This window comes from Allopontixanthobacter confluentis (genome assembly GCF_009827615.1).
GTDB classification, from domain to species: Bacteria; Pseudomonadota; Alphaproteobacteria; order Sphingomonadales; family Sphingomonadaceae; genus Allopontixanthobacter; species Allopontixanthobacter confluentis.
The window spans coordinates 1,570,822-1,584,662 of sequence record NZ_WTYU01000001.1 but is presented as its reverse complement, the minus strand read 5'-3'; the positions used below and the strand labels follow the sequence as shown (position 1 = coordinate 1,584,662).

The window sequence follows — 13,841 nt, the reverse complement described above, 5'->3', positions numbered from 1 at the left end:
CGGGGGTGGTGAAGGGCGCGCGGGCCGCATATAGCGGTTGGCGAATCCCTTATTACCTCCGGAGCCATGCATGAAATTCTTCGTCGACACTGCCGATATTGATGACATCAAGGAAATGGCCGCCACTGGCCTGCTGGACGGCGTAACGACCAATCCCAGCCTGATTGCCAAATCAGGGCGTGATTTCATGGAAGTCACCAAAGAGATCTGCGGGCTGACCGATGGTCCGGTGAGCGCCGAAGTGGTCGCGCTGGACCATGACACCATGATGAAAGAGGCCGAAGTGCTGCGCAAGATCGCAGACAATGTCTGCATCAAGGTGCCGCTGACGATTGACGGGCTGAAAACCTGCAAGGCGCTGACCACTGATGGCACGATGGTCAATGTCACCCTGTGCTTTTCTGCCAATCAGGCGCTGCTGGCTGCAAAGGCCGGGGCCACTTTCGTATCGCCGTTCGTGGGCCGGCATGATGACAATGGCTTCGACGGGATGGAACTGATCGAAGACATCCGCCTCATCTATGACAATTATGATTTCGACACGCAGATCCTCGTCGCCAGTATTCGCCACGCCACCCATGTGCTGCAAAGCGCAAAGATCGGCGCGGACGTGGCAACCATGCCGCCAGCCGTGATCAAGGCGCTGTTCAAGCACATCTTGACGGACAAGGGCATTGAAGGTTTCATGGCGGACTGGGCCAAGACCGGCCAGACCATCCTGCGCTAGGGCGCCGGCAATTATCAGCGCGCAGCAACAGGCATGAAGACACGTAATCTTGTCAGATGAAACACCTCTCGACCGGTTCAAGCAGGCACTGACCGGTGCCAGCCGTGCCCTTGCGCGCGAGGCAGAAGTGGAAGTGGCGTGGAGTGCGGACAGCCCGGCCGCCAGCGGCACCAGCTTCCGCGTGCCATTGCCGGGGCGCAACCTGCCCCCCGAACAGGCCCGCGAAGCGCGCGGTTTTGCGGATAGTTTCGCGCTGAAACTGCGTCACCACAATGCTTCGCTGCACAGCCGTAATGCGCCGGCAGAGCCGCTGGCCCGCGCCTGTTATGATGTGGTGGAACAGGCCCGATACGAGGCATTGGGTTCCAATAATTTCAGTGGCATAGCGGATAATCTTGATGCGGCGGTAGAATTGCGCACCGCATCTGACCCGATCTCGCGGGCGCAAAATGCGGATGATGTGCCGCTGCAATCAGCGCTGGCGTTGATGCTGCGCGAGAAATTGACCGGCCATCCCATACCCGCCCGTGCTGCTGCCGGGGTCGAGATGGTGCGCGGCTGGATCGAGAATAAGGTCGGCGCCGATTTCGATGCGCTGGCCCTGTCGCTGGATGACCAGAATGCCTTTCAGTCGCTGACGCTGGATATGCTGCGCCATCTGGAACTGACCAAGGAAGAAGGCGGCGACAGCAGCGATAATGAGGGCGGCGAGGACGAGGAAGGCCAGGACGACAGCGAGGATGATGGCGAAGACGATTCCGGCCAGAACGAACCGCAGGCGACCGAAATGGCCGGTGAAACGTCCGAAAGTGATGACGAGGGCGACAGTGAAAGCGAGCTGACGTCCGACGAGGAAATGACCGACGGCGAAGTGGGTGACGAAGGCGAGGAAGGCATGATGCCCGTCCGCCCCAACCGCCCGTGGACCGACTTGCCCGACAGTTTCGATTACAAGGTTTTTACCGACCGGTTCGACGAAGTGGTCGAGGCACCGGAACTGTGCGATACGGACGAACTTGACCGGCTGCGCGCCTATCTCGACAGCCAGCTGACGGGCCTGCAATCCATCGTTACCCGGCTGGCCAACCGCCTGCAGCGCCGCCTGATGGCGCAGCAGAACCGCAGCTGGGATTTTGACCAGGAAGAAGGCATTCTGGATGCGGCGCGCCTTGCCCGCGTGGTAACGATGCCGGGCCATGCCCTGAGCTACAAGGTCGAACGCGATGTCGAGTTCAAAGACACGATCGTCACCCTGCTGATCGACAATTCCGGTTCCATGCGCGGGCGGCCCATTTCGATTGCGGCCATCAGCGCGGATATCATGGCGCGCACGCTGGAACGGTGCGGCGTGAAGGTGGAAATTCTCGGCTTTACCACGCGGGCGTGGAAAGGCGGGCAAAGCCGTGAGGCATGGCTGGCCGAAGGCAAGCCTGCCGATCCGGGCCGATTGAACGATTTGCGCCACATCATCTATAAAAAGGCGGATGAACCATGGCGCCGTGCGCGCCGCAATCTCGGCCTGATGATGCGCGAAGGGCTACTGAAGGAAAATATCGACGGGGAAGCCCTGCAATGGGCGCATTCCCGCCTGCTGGCCCGCCATGAGGACCGGCGCATTTTGATGGTGATTTCCGATGGTGCGCCGGTGGACGATTCCACCCTCAGCGTGAACAGCGCAGGCTATCTGGAAACCCATCTGCGCAAGACGATTGACTGGATCGAGAAACTGTCACCGGTGCAGCTGGTGGCCATCGGCATCGGCCATGATGTGACCCGCTATTACAAACGCGCTGTCACCATCATGGATGTGGAACAATTGGGCGGCACCATCATCGAACAGCTGGCTGGCCTGTTTGAAGTGGATGACAGGCGATGAATGTCACGCAAGCTGTGGCAACGCGCCGTTCCGTGCGTGCCTATACCGATCAGCCGGTACACCAGGCGGTCCTGAAACGCGTGCTGGAAAAAGCGCAGCGCAGCCCGTCAGGCGGCAATACCCAGCCGTGGCACGCCATAATGCTGACCGGCCAGCCGATGCAGGACCTGTTCAAGGCAGTCGCCGATGTGATGCCGCAGGGCCGGGCCGCCCATTCGCCCGAATATGATATCTATCCGCGCGGGCTGGATGGCGAATATGAGTTGCGCCGCCGCGCCGTGGGCGAAGATATGTATCGCGCGCTGGAAATCAGCCGCGAGAACAAGGCCGGCCGCCTGATGTGGTTCGCCAACAATTTCCGCGCCTTTGGTGCGCCGGTGATGATGCTGGTTCACACGCCGAAATATATGGGGCCGCCGCAATGGTCGGACATTGGCATGTGGCTGCAAACGGTAATGCTGCTGCTGCGCGAAGAAGGGCTGGACAGCTGCGCGCAGGAAGCATGGGCCATGTATTCAGCGCAGGTGCGCGCCGTGGCCGATATTCCTGACGATCATATCTTCTTTTGCGGCATGGCCATTGGCTACCGTGATGAAGATGTCGCGGTAAACCAGTTTGAGGTGGCCCGCGCACCTCTGTCCGAAGGCATCAGCTGGCAGGGTTTCCCCGACGCTGGCTGACTGGCGCAATCCGGCAGGTGTCCACCATTGGCAATATCGGCAGCACGGGCAGGCAATGAGGATTTGTTGATCAGCGATGGTGATTGCAGCGATCCGGACAATCCGGCCCGGCAATGCGCGGCAGCCGATGCCGGGCAATAGCGGCAAGGATGGGCAAGCCGGGGCCATTGCAATCTTGACCGCGCCCACAGGCGGAGTGCAAGGCGCGCAGCATGAATGACGCCCCGCTACAGCTGTTCAACAGCCTGACCCGCAGTCTCGAAACATTCGTGCCCGTCCATCCCGGCGAGGCGCGCGTGTATACCTGCGGACCGACGGTCTATAATTATCCGCATATCGGCAATATGCGCGCTTACGTCTTTGCGGATATTCTGGGGCGGACGCTGAGCTGGAAGGGTTACAAGCTCACCCATATCATCAACATTACCGATGTGGGCCACCTGACCGATGATGCCGATGAAGGCGAGGACAAGCTGGAAAAAATGGCGGCCGAACAGGCAAGCCAGGGCAAACAGGCGGATATCTGGCAGATCGCCAAACATTATACCCATGCCTATTGGGATGATGTGAAGGCGCTGAACATCCGCCAGCCGGCCACATGGTCGGTCGCCACGGATTACGTTGAAGACATGATCCAGTTTGCCAAGTCCATTGCTGACAAACATTGCTACGAACTCGATAGCGGGCTTTATTTCGATACGTCGACCGTGGCCAATTACGGCAGGCTGGCGCGCGCTGCGACCGAAGATGGCGCCAAAGAACTTCAGGGCCGGATCGATACTGTCGAGGGCAAGCGCCATGCGGCGGATTTCGCGATCTGGCGCAAGACCCCGCCGGGCGAAATCCGCCAGATGGAATGGGATTCGCCGTGGGGCAAAGGTGCGCCGGGCTGGCATCTGGAATGTTCAGTCATGGGCGAAAAGCTGCTTGGTTTCCCGTTCGACATTCACACCGGCGGGATTGATCACCGCGAAATTCATCACCCTAATGAAATCGCCCAGAATCAGGCGTTCTGCCATTCGGATGCCAGCGGCGCCAACATCTGGATGCACAATAATTTTCTGGTCGACCGATCAGGCAAGATGTCGAAAAGCGCGGGTGAATTTTTGCGCCTGCAATTGCTGATCGACAAGGGTTACCATCCCTACGCATATCGCATGATGTGCCTGCAGGCGCATTACCGCAGCGAGCTTGAATTCAGCTGGGACGGCCTTGGTGCGGCGCTGACGCGTTTGAAACGGATCATCATGGCGGCCGACGGGTTGAAGGATGTGGCTGCAAACGCCGCCAGCCACCCCAAGCTGGATCCGCTACTGGAAAAGTTCGATGCAGCCATATCGGATGATCTCAATACGCCGATTGCGCTGACAGCGTTGGAAGAAGTGCTGGCCGCGAAGAAAATCGACGCGGGCCAGAAGCGCGCCGTGGTGGAACGCATGGATGCGGTTCTGGGCCTCGGCATTTTTGACGTGACGCGTGAAGACCTGCGTTTGCGCCCCAAGGCTGCGCAGCTTTCCGAAAATGAGATTGATAACGCTCTGACCCGGCGCAAACAGGCGCGCGCCGACAAGGACTTCGCTACTTCTGACGCAATCCGCGATGATCTGGCGGCCAGGGGCGTCGACGTGATGGATGGCGACCCGCTGGGCTGGGAGTGGAAGCTGGGCTGATGCGGCTGTGGCGGCTCACCCGTGCGCCCTTTGTGGCACTGGACGGGGCAGGGCCGCGGCGCTGGGGCGGTCGCTATTCCCCGCCGGGCAGGCCAGTGGTCAATTTCACGTCAGAGGCAGGGCTGGCAGTGCTGGTGGCACTGCGTTACCTTCCGCCGGAGCCAGCCGACATTCCCGATGATTTCGTGCTTGGCTGGACGGAGGTCGAGCAGGAACCTGTCAGTATCGCGGATAATGGCCCGAATGATCATAATGATGATGCCATTCGCGCAAGCGTGGCCCAATGGCTGGAAAACCGCACCAGCCTGCTCGCATCCATCCCGTCACGCGTTTTGCCGGAAGGCGACATCGTGATGATGAACCCGCTGCATCCCGATGCAGAATTTGTGGCACCGCTGACCACGCGCCCGTTCGATTTCGCCCAGTGTCTTCACCGGCCGCCCCATTCTTTCCAGCCAACGCTCGACAGCTATTGGAAACCTTCATGACCATTGCCGTTCTTTCCGCCTTGATCCGCCCTGCCATCGAACCCCGTCTGCCAGACTGGATAGAACCGCGCTGGTTTTCCACGGGCGAGGAACTGATGGAACTAGTGGGCGAGGCTGAAATCGGCTGGTTTGACTTGTATGACCACGCCCAGATGGCCGAGGCGGTAAGGCAGGCCAGCAAGCTGAAATGGTTCAATTCCATCTACGCCGGGCTGGATTTTCTGCCGCTGGACGTGCTGGCCCAGCGGGGCGTCGCTGTCACCAATGGCGCGGGCATCAATGCCATCACCATTGCCGAATATGTCCTGATGCTGATGCTGGATTACGCCAAGGGCTACCGCGATGTGGTGCGCGCGCAGGACCGGCGCGAATGGCTGCTGGATTCGCCGGGCAAGATGGAACTGGCCGGCAGCCGCGCCCTGCTGCTGGGTTATGGCGCCATCGGCAAGCTGATCGACACGCGGCTGAAGGCTTTCGATGTGGATGTGACCGTGGTGCGCCGGTCTGCTGCGAGCAGTGCTGACCAGACCGTGCTGGGCCCGGACCAGTGGCAGTCGCAATTGGGGGATTTCGATTGGGTCGTGCTGGCAGTGCCCGCCACGCCTGAAACAGACGGGATGATTGGCGCTGATGAACTGGCTGCGATGAAAAACAGTGCGGTGCTGGTGAATATCGCCCGCGGAACGGTGGTGGACCAGGACGCGCTGGTTGCCGCATTGCAGGACAAACAGATTGGCGGCGCGTTGCTGGATGTGACAACGCCCGAACCACTGCCAGCCGACCATGTGCTGTGGACGCTGGAAAATGCGCATATCACCATGCATCTGTCAGGCCGCGCGCAGGACAAGATGTTCGCCCGTTCGGCGGAACGGTTTCTCACAAACCTTGGCCGGTATCAGCAGGGTGAGCCGCTTGAGCCGATATTTGACCCTGCGCGCGGGTACTGAGGCCCGGTAAAACCGGCAATCAGGCTTTGAGTTGGGCAGACGCGGGAATCGTGATGTACGGTCAAAGCAGCGGCGCAAACGGGCCTGACTGCAAGCGCGTGGCAACTTTCGGGAACTGTCGGCAAAGCTCTGACATTGATCGGGCAACGGAGGCAAGAAATGGTCAAGCTGAAGGACGTCTACCCGCTCTACCTCAACAACAAGGCAGAGCAGCCCAATCAAGACCTGGAAGTGACGGATAAATTCACTGGCAAGCTGGCGTTCCGCACCGCGCTGGCAACGCCTGATATCATCGACAAGGCGATTGCCGGCGCAACGGCGGCGGCTGAACCGATGGCGCGGCTGGCCAGTTATGAAAAGCAGGATGTGCTCAATCACTGCGTGTCGCGGTTCCGGGAAAGGTTCGACGAACTCGCCTATTCGCTGTGCGTGGAAGCGGGCAAGCCGATCAAGGATGCAGAAGGCGAGGTTACCCGCCTGATCGACACATTCCGCATCGCTGCCGAAGAAGCCGTGCGCAATTATGGCGAAGTCCAGCCGCTGGATATTTCGGAGCGGGCCAAGGGCTATATGGGTATGTGGAAGCGCGTGCCGATTGGGCCGTGCAGTTTTATTTCACCCTTCAATTTCCCGCTGAACCTGGCCGCCCATAAAATTGCGCCGGCCATCGCCATGGGGTGCCCATTCGTGATGAAACCCGCCAGCATGACGCCGCTCGGCGCCATCATCATGGGCGAGATTCTGGCTGAATGTGACGTGCTGCCCGAAGGGGCATTCAGCATCCTGCCAGCCAGCCGCGACGGGGCTGACCTGTTCACCACGGATGAACGGCTGAAAATGCTGTCCTTCACCGGTTCGCCGGATGTGGGCTGGGCCCTGAAGGCCAGGGCAGGCAAGAAGAAGGTCATTCTCGAACTGGGCGGCAATGCGGCGGTGATTGTCGACAAGGATGCCGATCTCGATCACGCGCTGGCGCGCATCATCTTTGGCGCGTTCTACCAGTCCGGCCAGAGCTGCATCGGGGTGCAGCGGATCATCATTCACGATGATATTTACGACCGGTTCAAAGACATGCTGGTGGCAAAGGCGAAAACGCTGGTTTCAGGCGATCCCAAAGACCGGAATACCTTTATCGGCCCGATGATTTCGGAAAAGGAAGCCGCCCGTCTCCAAGGGTGGATCGATCAGGCAATAAAGGCCGGCGCGACCCTGCTGTGCGGCGGCAAGCGCGATGGCAACATGCTGGAGGCAACCTTGCTCGAAGGCGTCCCGCGCGATTGCGATGCGAGCAGGGAAGAAGCCTTTGGGCCGCTGGCCAACCTGTCCAGATTCTCTGACTTTGCAGAGGCTCTGGCACAGGTGAACGATTCAAAATTCGGCCTTCAGGCGGGCATTTTCACACGGGACATTCACCAGGTGCTGGACGCATGGGATGTGCTGGATGTAGGCGGCGTGGTGGTGAATGATGTGTCATCCTACCGGGTCGACAACATGCCCTATGGCGGCGTGAAGGATTCCGGCCTCGGCAGGGAAGGCATCCGCTTTGCCATGGAAGACATGAGCGAAATCCGCAATCTGGTGATCCGCCGGGAAAGCGCTGGCTGACCCCTTACGCATCGAGCAGAAGCAGCAATTCTATCCTCACTTCCATGCGGGGTTGGGGCAGAATTGTGTGATTTACGAATCGCACATCTGCATCGGCAACAAGCTGGCCCGGAATGGCAAATTCATGGGTTGGCAGATCGGCGATGAAGGTTTCACCGGCCAGAACCGCAACCGGCCCGTCAAACACCAGATCAATGCTGTGCCGCGCCCCGGAAAAGGTGATGCTGGCCCATGGCGTTTCGGTGTGGCGGATAAAGTCGGCCTTGCCGCACGCCAGCGCCAGAAGCGCCTGCCGCACCCTGTCTGCTGTCCCTTTGCGGGATTTGCGCGGCTGTGCCTTGTCGATGGTCAGTTCAGCCGACATGGGCGTTCTCCATATATTTGTTCATGAAATGTTCCACCCTTCTTTCCGTGTCGGAACGGGGTGTGCGGCCATTGCGCAAGTCCAGCACGAAGCGTGGATCATGGGTTGCAAGGCGGCCGAACTTGGTCGCTGCCATGCCGGTGTCGCGAAGGAATTTTTCGATTGATCGGATTAGCATGCGGTCCCCGTATAGTTGCAAATGGATGTCGTTGTTTCTTTGGCGATTCGCCTGATATCCCAAGGGTCGCGGGTAAAATCCTACTTGTCTAGGAAAAATACATCATCTAAGTAGGAAAAATGATGCGACCACATATAACCACCGAATCGAATGCAGGGGCCGATCCGCGCGATCGCCTGCTTGACCTGTCCCGCCAGAAAGGGGCCAGCCTCTCGGCCCTGTCCCGTCTCATCGGAAGAAATGGGACGTATTTGCAACAGTTTATCCGCAAGGGTAGCCCGCGCAAGCTGGAGGAGGAGGACCGGCGCACGCTGGCCGAATTCTTCGGTATTGCCGAATCGGAACTTGGCGCACCGGCGGAGGATAATTCCTATGATCCTAAGGTAAAGCTGCCAAAAACGGCGCAGGACGGGTGGGTCATGGTCCCGCGGCTGCCGCTTGGTGCGTCAGCCGGCCCGGGCGCGCTTGCCGCTGATGAACGGCCGTTTGACAGTTTCGGCTTTTCCCGCCGCTGGCTGCGCGAACAGGGGCTGGAAACCGCCCAGCTTTCCGCCATTCGGGTGGAAGGCGATTCGATGGAACCGCTGCTGCGCGATGGCGATGAAATACTGGTTGACCGGGCAATGCGCGCTTTTCGCGACGGCATTCATGTGGTGCGACTGGGTGATACTCTGGTGGTCAAGCGGGTGGCTGCGCTCGGGGCAGGGCGGCTATCGCTCCTCAGCCAGAACATGGCTTACCCGCCGGTCGAAGTCGGCGCGGACGAGGTCGAGATTATCGGCCGCGTGGTCTGGAAAAGCGGGCGCTTGTGAGCGCTTGCCTAGCGCCTTGTGCGCACCCGTTCTTGCAATCAACGCCTCGTGCCGCCACATCCGCCCTATGACCCAGCAAGCACAACCAACCCGCCAGCCGCCCATGCGCGCAGCCATTCTGCCGGTGACCCCCTTGCAGCAGAATTGCAGCCTCATCTGGTGCACCAACACCATGAAGGGCGCGCTGGTCGACCCTGGCGGCGATCTCGATATGCTGAAGGTCGCCGTTGAAAAAGCGGGCATGACGCTGGAAAAAATTCTCATCACCCACGGCCACATCGATCATTGCGGTGAAGCGGGTGTGCTGGCGAAGGAACTGGGCCTGCCGATTGAAGGGCCGCATGAAGCGGACCGTTTCTGGATATCGCGGCTGGATGATGATGGCCGCAAATATGGCATCAATGGCCAGGTTTTCGAACCTGATCGGTGGCTGAATGATGGTGATACAGTGACCGTTGGCGATCTGACGCTGGATGTTATCCATTGCCCCGGCCACACCCCGGGCCATGTCATTTTCTACCATGGCCCCAGCAAATTCGCGATTGTGGGCGATGTTCTGTTTCAGGGGTCAATCGGCCGGACCGATTTTCCGATGGGCAACCACCAGGACCTGATCGATGCGATAACCGGCAAACTGTGGCCGCTGGGCGACGATGTGACTTTCATCCCCGGCCACGGGCCGACCAGCACATTTGGTCAGGAACGCAAGACCAACGCGTTTGTCAGCGATTACGCGCTGGGCTGACTGGCAGCCCAGCACGATAGTTCCGTCAGATCACGCCCAGCGTGATCAGCGTGGCCGCAATGGCGAGGCCAAGCAGTGTCAGCACGGTGATGATTGTGCCAATCGCGCGCCCCTGTTTGAAGCCGGCCCCGTCCATGCCGATGCCATGCGCCACCCGGCCCAGCATATAAATGCCCGCGACATAGGCCAGCCACGGCGCGCCTTTGCCGGTCATTTCGATGGCAGCAACCAGAATCAGCACAAATGGCGCGCTTTCGACAAAATTGGCATGGGCACGCATCCGGCGAATGACCTTTTCATTGCCGCCGTCACCAATGCTTACCTTTTCTGACCCCCTGACCTGACCGACCCGTATCATCAGCCAGAAAGCGATGATCGCGGCCGCCGCAGAAGCACTCAGCGTTACGGGTAGCAGCATGATAAAATCCCCTGTTATTGGTTTCAGGCTGCTACTGACTATCGCGATTGCTTGCAACGGTTCACGAATCCGGTATAGGCCGCGCCTTCGCCGCTCCGACGATACATGGATGGTGCACTGGTCAACTGGCCTTGTGCCCCGCCATGCCATCGCCTAGAGCGGCCCGCGAAACATTTGAATCTTATAGAAGCAGGCTCCGCAATGGCTGTCCCTAAACGTAAAGTATCCCCACATCGCCGTGGTAACCGGCGGTCACACGATTCGCTCAAGGTTGAAGCATTCCATGAATGCAACAATTGCGGCGAACTGAAGCGTCCGCACAATCTGTGTTCGCACTGTGGTCACTACAACGGTCGCGAGATCGTTGCGGTCGGACTCTGATTACCGAAACTAGACGGAGTACGCGCACATGAGCCTTCCGCGTATCGCTATCGATGCGATGGGCGGCGATGAAGGTGTGCGCGTCATGGTCGATGGTGCGGCCGAAGCGCGGCGCCATCACGACCGTTTCAAGTTTCTGCTGGTGGGGGATGAAGCGCGGATCAAGGCCGCGCTTGAAACACACCCCAACATGCGTGGTGCATCCGAAATCCTCCATTGCGAGGATGTCGTGGGCGGCGATGAGAAGCCGACCCAGGCGCTGCGCCGTGCCAAGACGACATCCATGGGCCTTGCCGTCAATGCGGTAAAGAAAGGCGATGCCGGCGCTGCGGTCAGCGGCGGCAATACCGGCGCGCTGATGGCGATGAGCAAGCTGGCGCTACGCACCATGCCCGGCATCGACCGGCCAGCGCTTGCTGCATTGCTGCCCACGCTGGGTGACAATGATGTCATCATGCTGGATCTTGGTGCCAATACCGATTGTGATGCCCGCAATCTGGTGCAATTCGCCATTATGGGCGCTGCCTATTCGCGCATCGTCACTGGCCGCGAAGCGCCGCGGGTCCGTTTGCTCAATATCGGCACGGAAGATATCAAGGGCACTGACCAGCTGCAGGAAGCTGCCGCGCAATTGAAAGCCGCAACCGGCCTTGCGATGCAGTTTGACGGCTTTGTCGAGGCGGACAAGATCAACCGCGGCGATGTCGATGTTGTCGTATCTGACGGGTTTTCCGGCAATATTGCGCTCAAGGCCATCGAAGGCGCCGCACGGTTCGTGACGGATTTGCTGAAGGATGCGTTCCGCAGTTCCTTCCGTTCGAAAGTCGGTTTCCTCATCTCACGCCCGGCGACAGAATTGCTGAAGCATCATCTTGACCCCAACAACCACAATGGCGCCGTTTTTCTCGGCCTCAACGGGGTTGTGGTCAAAAGCCATGGCAGCGCCACTGCTGGCGGTGTGGCCAATGCCGTCAAGGTGGCGGCGCGCCTGCTGGAAGAAGATCTGACCCAGCGAATCGCGTCGGACATGGCCGCCTTGCACGCACGCGGCATTGAACGCACGGGCGCTGGCGAATGATCCGTTCGGTTGTCTGCGGCAGCGGCTCTGCGCTTCCTGGTGTACCTGTCACCAATGCCGAATTGGAAAAACGCGTCGATACGACTGACGAATGGATTGTCGAGCGCACCGGGATCCGCCAGCGGCATATCGCCGCAGAAGGTGTCACCACGTCCACCCTGGCGATCGAAGCGGCGCAAAAGGCGCTGGCCGCAGCGGGCATGGACGCAGCCTCGATCGATCTCATCGTGCTGGCTACCGCCACGCCTGACCAGACATTTCCGGCCACCGCCACACAGGTTCAGGATGCGCTGGGATGCAATGGCGGCATTGCTTTTGACATAGCGGCGGTCTGCTCGGGCTTTCTTTACGCGCTGGCGACCGCGGATTCGATGCTGCGCACCGGATTGGCCAAGCGGGCACTGGTAATCGGCGCTGAAACATTCAGCCGCATTCTCGATTGGGAAGACCGCACAACCTGCGTTTTGTTTGGCGATGGCGCAGGCGCGATGGTGCTGGAAGCCCGCGAAAGCAGTGAAGGCGGCCCCGGCATTATAGCCAGCAAGCTGCATGCAGATGGGGCGCATAACCAGCTCCTATATGTGGATGGCGGGCCATCCAGCACGGGCACGGTTGGCAAATTGCGCATGAAGGGCCGTGAGGTATTCCGCCACGCCGTGGTCAATCTGGCGTCGGTTCTGGAAGAAACGCTGGCCGACACAGGTTACACCGCCGATGATATTGACTGGGTGGTTCCGCATCAGGCCAATGCCCGCATTCTGGATGCGACCGCGCGCAAACTGGGGTTGCCGGCGGAAAAGGTGATCGTCACGGTGGACCGCCACGCCAATACCTCTGCGGCGTCTGTTCCGCTTGCTTATGATACAGCGGTGCTCGATGGCCGGATCAAGCCGGGCGACCTTGTCATGTTCGAAGCGATGGGCGGCGGATTTACCTGGGGCGCAAGTCTGATCCGCATCTAACAGGAAAACCGCGTTTTTTTCCACAAACAGTTGTGAAATCAAACTGAAATATATACACTGAGTCGCAGTTACCAACTCAACGGGTCGCGCTGAAGAAGAGGGGATAGGCGAATGACGCGTTCGGTGGGTACGCTTACTCGCGCCGATCTGGCAGAGACAATCAATCGAAAATTGGGCTTTTCACGGGCAGAATCGCTCGACCTGGTCGAAGCAATTCTCACCCATATGTGTGAAGCCATGTCGAGCGGAGAAAACGTCAAGATTTCCGGATTTGGAAGTTTTGTTCTGCGTGACAAGAAAGAACGTATCGGCCGGAACCCGAAAACGGGCGTCGAAGTTCCGATTACTCCGCGCCGGGTCATGACGTTTCGTGCCAGCCAGTTGCTGAAAGAACGCATCGCCAAAGGCTGATTTTTCTGCCTGATGGATGCAGCGGATAAACCACACTGACAAGTCAGGAACAAAGATGAGCGCCACATTCGATGCCAAGTTTGATGATGGCAAAGAAGATGGCGCTCTTCGCACGATTGGGGAGGTCTGCAAGGCGCTTGGGATCAAGGCCCATGTGCTTCGGTATTGGGAACAGCAGTTTCCCATGCTCAATCCTTTGAAGCGCAGCGGCGGCAGGCGGTATTACCGTGCGACAGATGTTGCCATGGTTGAACAGATTGACCGGCTGGTGAACCGTGAAGGCTATACGCTCAAAGGCGCACAGCAGGCCTTGCAGCCGTCCAAAAGCGCAGCGCAGCCGTCAGCCAAACAGCCAGTCGCGCCGCAAATTCAGCCCCGTAACCCGAGCAGCGGGCAAACTGCAGCATCGCAAAATGACGTCGTCACGGCTGACGTTATTGCCAAAATCCGGTCAATCCGGACCAAGCTGGCTGCTGCGCTCGACGCTTGACTGGCGCTA

General features: G+C 59.3%; 18 protein-coding genes. 15 read left to right on the top strand and 3 right to left on the bottom strand.

Going from position 1 to position 13,841, the window contains the following annotated elements; genetic code table 11:
* The first annotated feature begins 70 nt into the window (after positions 1-70).
* The 8 genes from fsa to GRI44_RS07405 all read left to right on the top strand — a co-directional run bounded on the left by fsa (position 71) and on the right by GRI44_RS07405 (position 7,993).
* On the top strand, positions 71-727 hold the full coding sequence (fsa, locus tag GRI44_RS07440; RefSeq protein ID WP_160600799.1) for a fructose-6-phosphate aldolase: 657 nt from the start codon (positions 71-73) through the stop codon (positions 725-727).
* Between the two features lie 49 nt (positions 728-776).
* Positions 777-2,603 (top strand): cobaltochelatase subunit CobT, encoded by a 1,827-nt coding sequence (gene cobT / locus GRI44_RS07435; protein WP_160600797.1) that lies wholly within the window; start codon positions 777-779, stop codon positions 2,601-2,603.
* Positions 2,600-3,283, top strand: a complete 684-nt coding sequence (locus tag GRI44_RS07430; protein ID WP_160600795.1) for a nitroreductase — start codon at positions 2,600-2,602, stop codon at positions 3,281-3,283. Before cobT ends, GRI44_RS07430 begins: the two co-directional genes overlap by 4 nt.
* Before the next feature lie 76 nt (positions 3,284-3,359).
* A complete protein-coding gene (locus GRI44_RS07425) occupies positions 3,360-3,503 on the top strand; it encodes a hypothetical protein (protein WP_160600793.1) in 144 nt (47 codons plus the stop codon).
* Positions 3,496-4,953, top strand: coding sequence for a cysteine--tRNA ligase (gene cysS, locus GRI44_RS07420; RefSeq protein ID WP_160600790.1), 1,458 nt, complete (start codon positions 3,496-3,498; stop codon positions 4,951-4,953). Before GRI44_RS07425 ends, cysS begins: the two co-directional genes overlap by 8 nt.
* Entirely contained in the window at positions 4,938-5,441 is a 504-nt protein-coding gene (locus tag GRI44_RS07415) for an RES family NAD+ phosphorylase (RefSeq protein ID WP_160600788.1), read from the top strand. The genes cysS and GRI44_RS07415 overlap by 16 nt, the downstream gene beginning before the upstream one ends.
* Positions 5,438-6,388 (top strand): D-2-hydroxyacid dehydrogenase, encoded by a 951-nt coding sequence (locus GRI44_RS07410; RefSeq protein ID WP_160600786.1) that lies wholly within the window; start codon positions 5,438-5,440, stop codon positions 6,386-6,388. Before GRI44_RS07415 ends, GRI44_RS07410 begins: the two co-directional genes overlap by 4 nt.
* A 159-nt stretch (positions 6,389-6,547) precedes the next feature.
* Entirely contained in the window at positions 6,548-7,993 is a 1,446-nt protein-coding gene (locus GRI44_RS07405; RefSeq protein WP_160600784.1) for an aldehyde dehydrogenase family protein, read from the top strand.
* 4 nt (positions 7,994-7,997) lie between these two features.
* On the opposite strand, the gene GRI44_RS07400 is transcribed toward GRI44_RS07405, so the two are convergent.
* Positions 7,998-8,357 carry a hypothetical protein gene (locus tag GRI44_RS07400; protein WP_202386157.1) on the bottom strand — a complete coding sequence of 120 codons (360 nt, stop codon included), beginning with the start codon at positions 8,355-8,357 and terminating at the stop codon, positions 7,998-8,000.
* The gene (locus tag GRI44_RS07395; protein WP_160600782.1) at positions 8,347-8,535 is read right to left on the bottom strand and encodes a hypothetical protein; all 189 of its coding nucleotides are present in this window, start codon (positions 8,533-8,535) and stop codon (positions 8,347-8,349) included. The genes GRI44_RS07400 and GRI44_RS07395 overlap by 11 nt, the downstream gene beginning before the upstream one ends.
* 119 nt (positions 8,536-8,654) lie before the next feature.
* On the opposite strand from GRI44_RS07395, the gene GRI44_RS07390 reads away from it, so the two are divergent.
* Together GRI44_RS07390 and GRI44_RS07385 are read left to right on the top strand one after the other, a co-directional pair.
* Positions 8,655-9,347 (top strand): S24 family peptidase, encoded by a 693-nt coding sequence (locus GRI44_RS07390; protein ID WP_160600780.1) that lies wholly within the window; start codon positions 8,655-8,657, stop codon positions 9,345-9,347.
* 103 nt (positions 9,348-9,450) lie between these two features.
* A complete protein-coding gene (locus tag GRI44_RS07385) occupies positions 9,451-10,092 on the top strand; it encodes an MBL fold metallo-hydrolase (protein ID WP_160601349.1) in 642 nt (213 codons plus the stop codon).
* A 25-nt stretch (positions 10,093-10,117) separates the two neighbouring features.
* Here the strand turns inward: GRI44_RS07385 and GRI44_RS07380 are convergent, their stop codons facing one another.
* Complete coding sequence (locus GRI44_RS07380) at positions 10,118-10,510, bottom strand: MAPEG family protein (protein ID WP_160600778.1); 393 nt, start codon at positions 10,508-10,510, stop codon at positions 10,118-10,120.
* A gap of 201 nt (positions 10,511-10,711) precedes the next feature.
* Between GRI44_RS07380 and rpmF the strand changes: the two genes are divergently transcribed.
* From rpmF to GRI44_RS07355, 5 genes are all read left to right on the top strand, one after another.
* The gene (gene rpmF, locus GRI44_RS07375) at positions 10,712-10,891 is read left to right on the top strand and encodes a 50S ribosomal protein L32 (RefSeq protein WP_160600776.1); all 180 of its coding nucleotides are present in this window, start codon (positions 10,712-10,714) and stop codon (positions 10,889-10,891) included.
* Positions 10,892-10,919: 28 nt separating this feature from the next.
* Entirely contained in the window at positions 10,920-11,969 is a 1,050-nt protein-coding gene (gene plsX, locus GRI44_RS07370) for a phosphate acyltransferase PlsX (protein WP_160600774.1), read from the top strand.
* Positions 11,966-12,931, top strand: a complete 966-nt coding sequence (locus GRI44_RS07365; RefSeq protein WP_160600772.1) for a beta-ketoacyl-ACP synthase III — start codon at positions 11,966-11,968, stop codon at positions 12,929-12,931. Before plsX ends, GRI44_RS07365 begins: the two co-directional genes overlap by 4 nt.
* A gap of 111 nt (positions 12,932-13,042) precedes the next feature.
* Positions 13,043-13,342: an integration host factor subunit alpha gene (locus tag GRI44_RS07360; RefSeq protein ID WP_160600770.1), complete on the top strand. Its 300-nt coding sequence runs from the start codon at positions 13,043-13,045 to the stop codon at positions 13,340-13,342.
* Between the two features lie 55 nt (positions 13,343-13,397).
* Positions 13,398-13,832: a MerR family transcriptional regulator gene (locus GRI44_RS07355; RefSeq protein ID WP_160600768.1), complete on the top strand. Its 435-nt coding sequence runs from the start codon at positions 13,398-13,400 to the stop codon at positions 13,830-13,832.
* Positions 13,833-13,841: the final 9 nt, after the last annotated feature.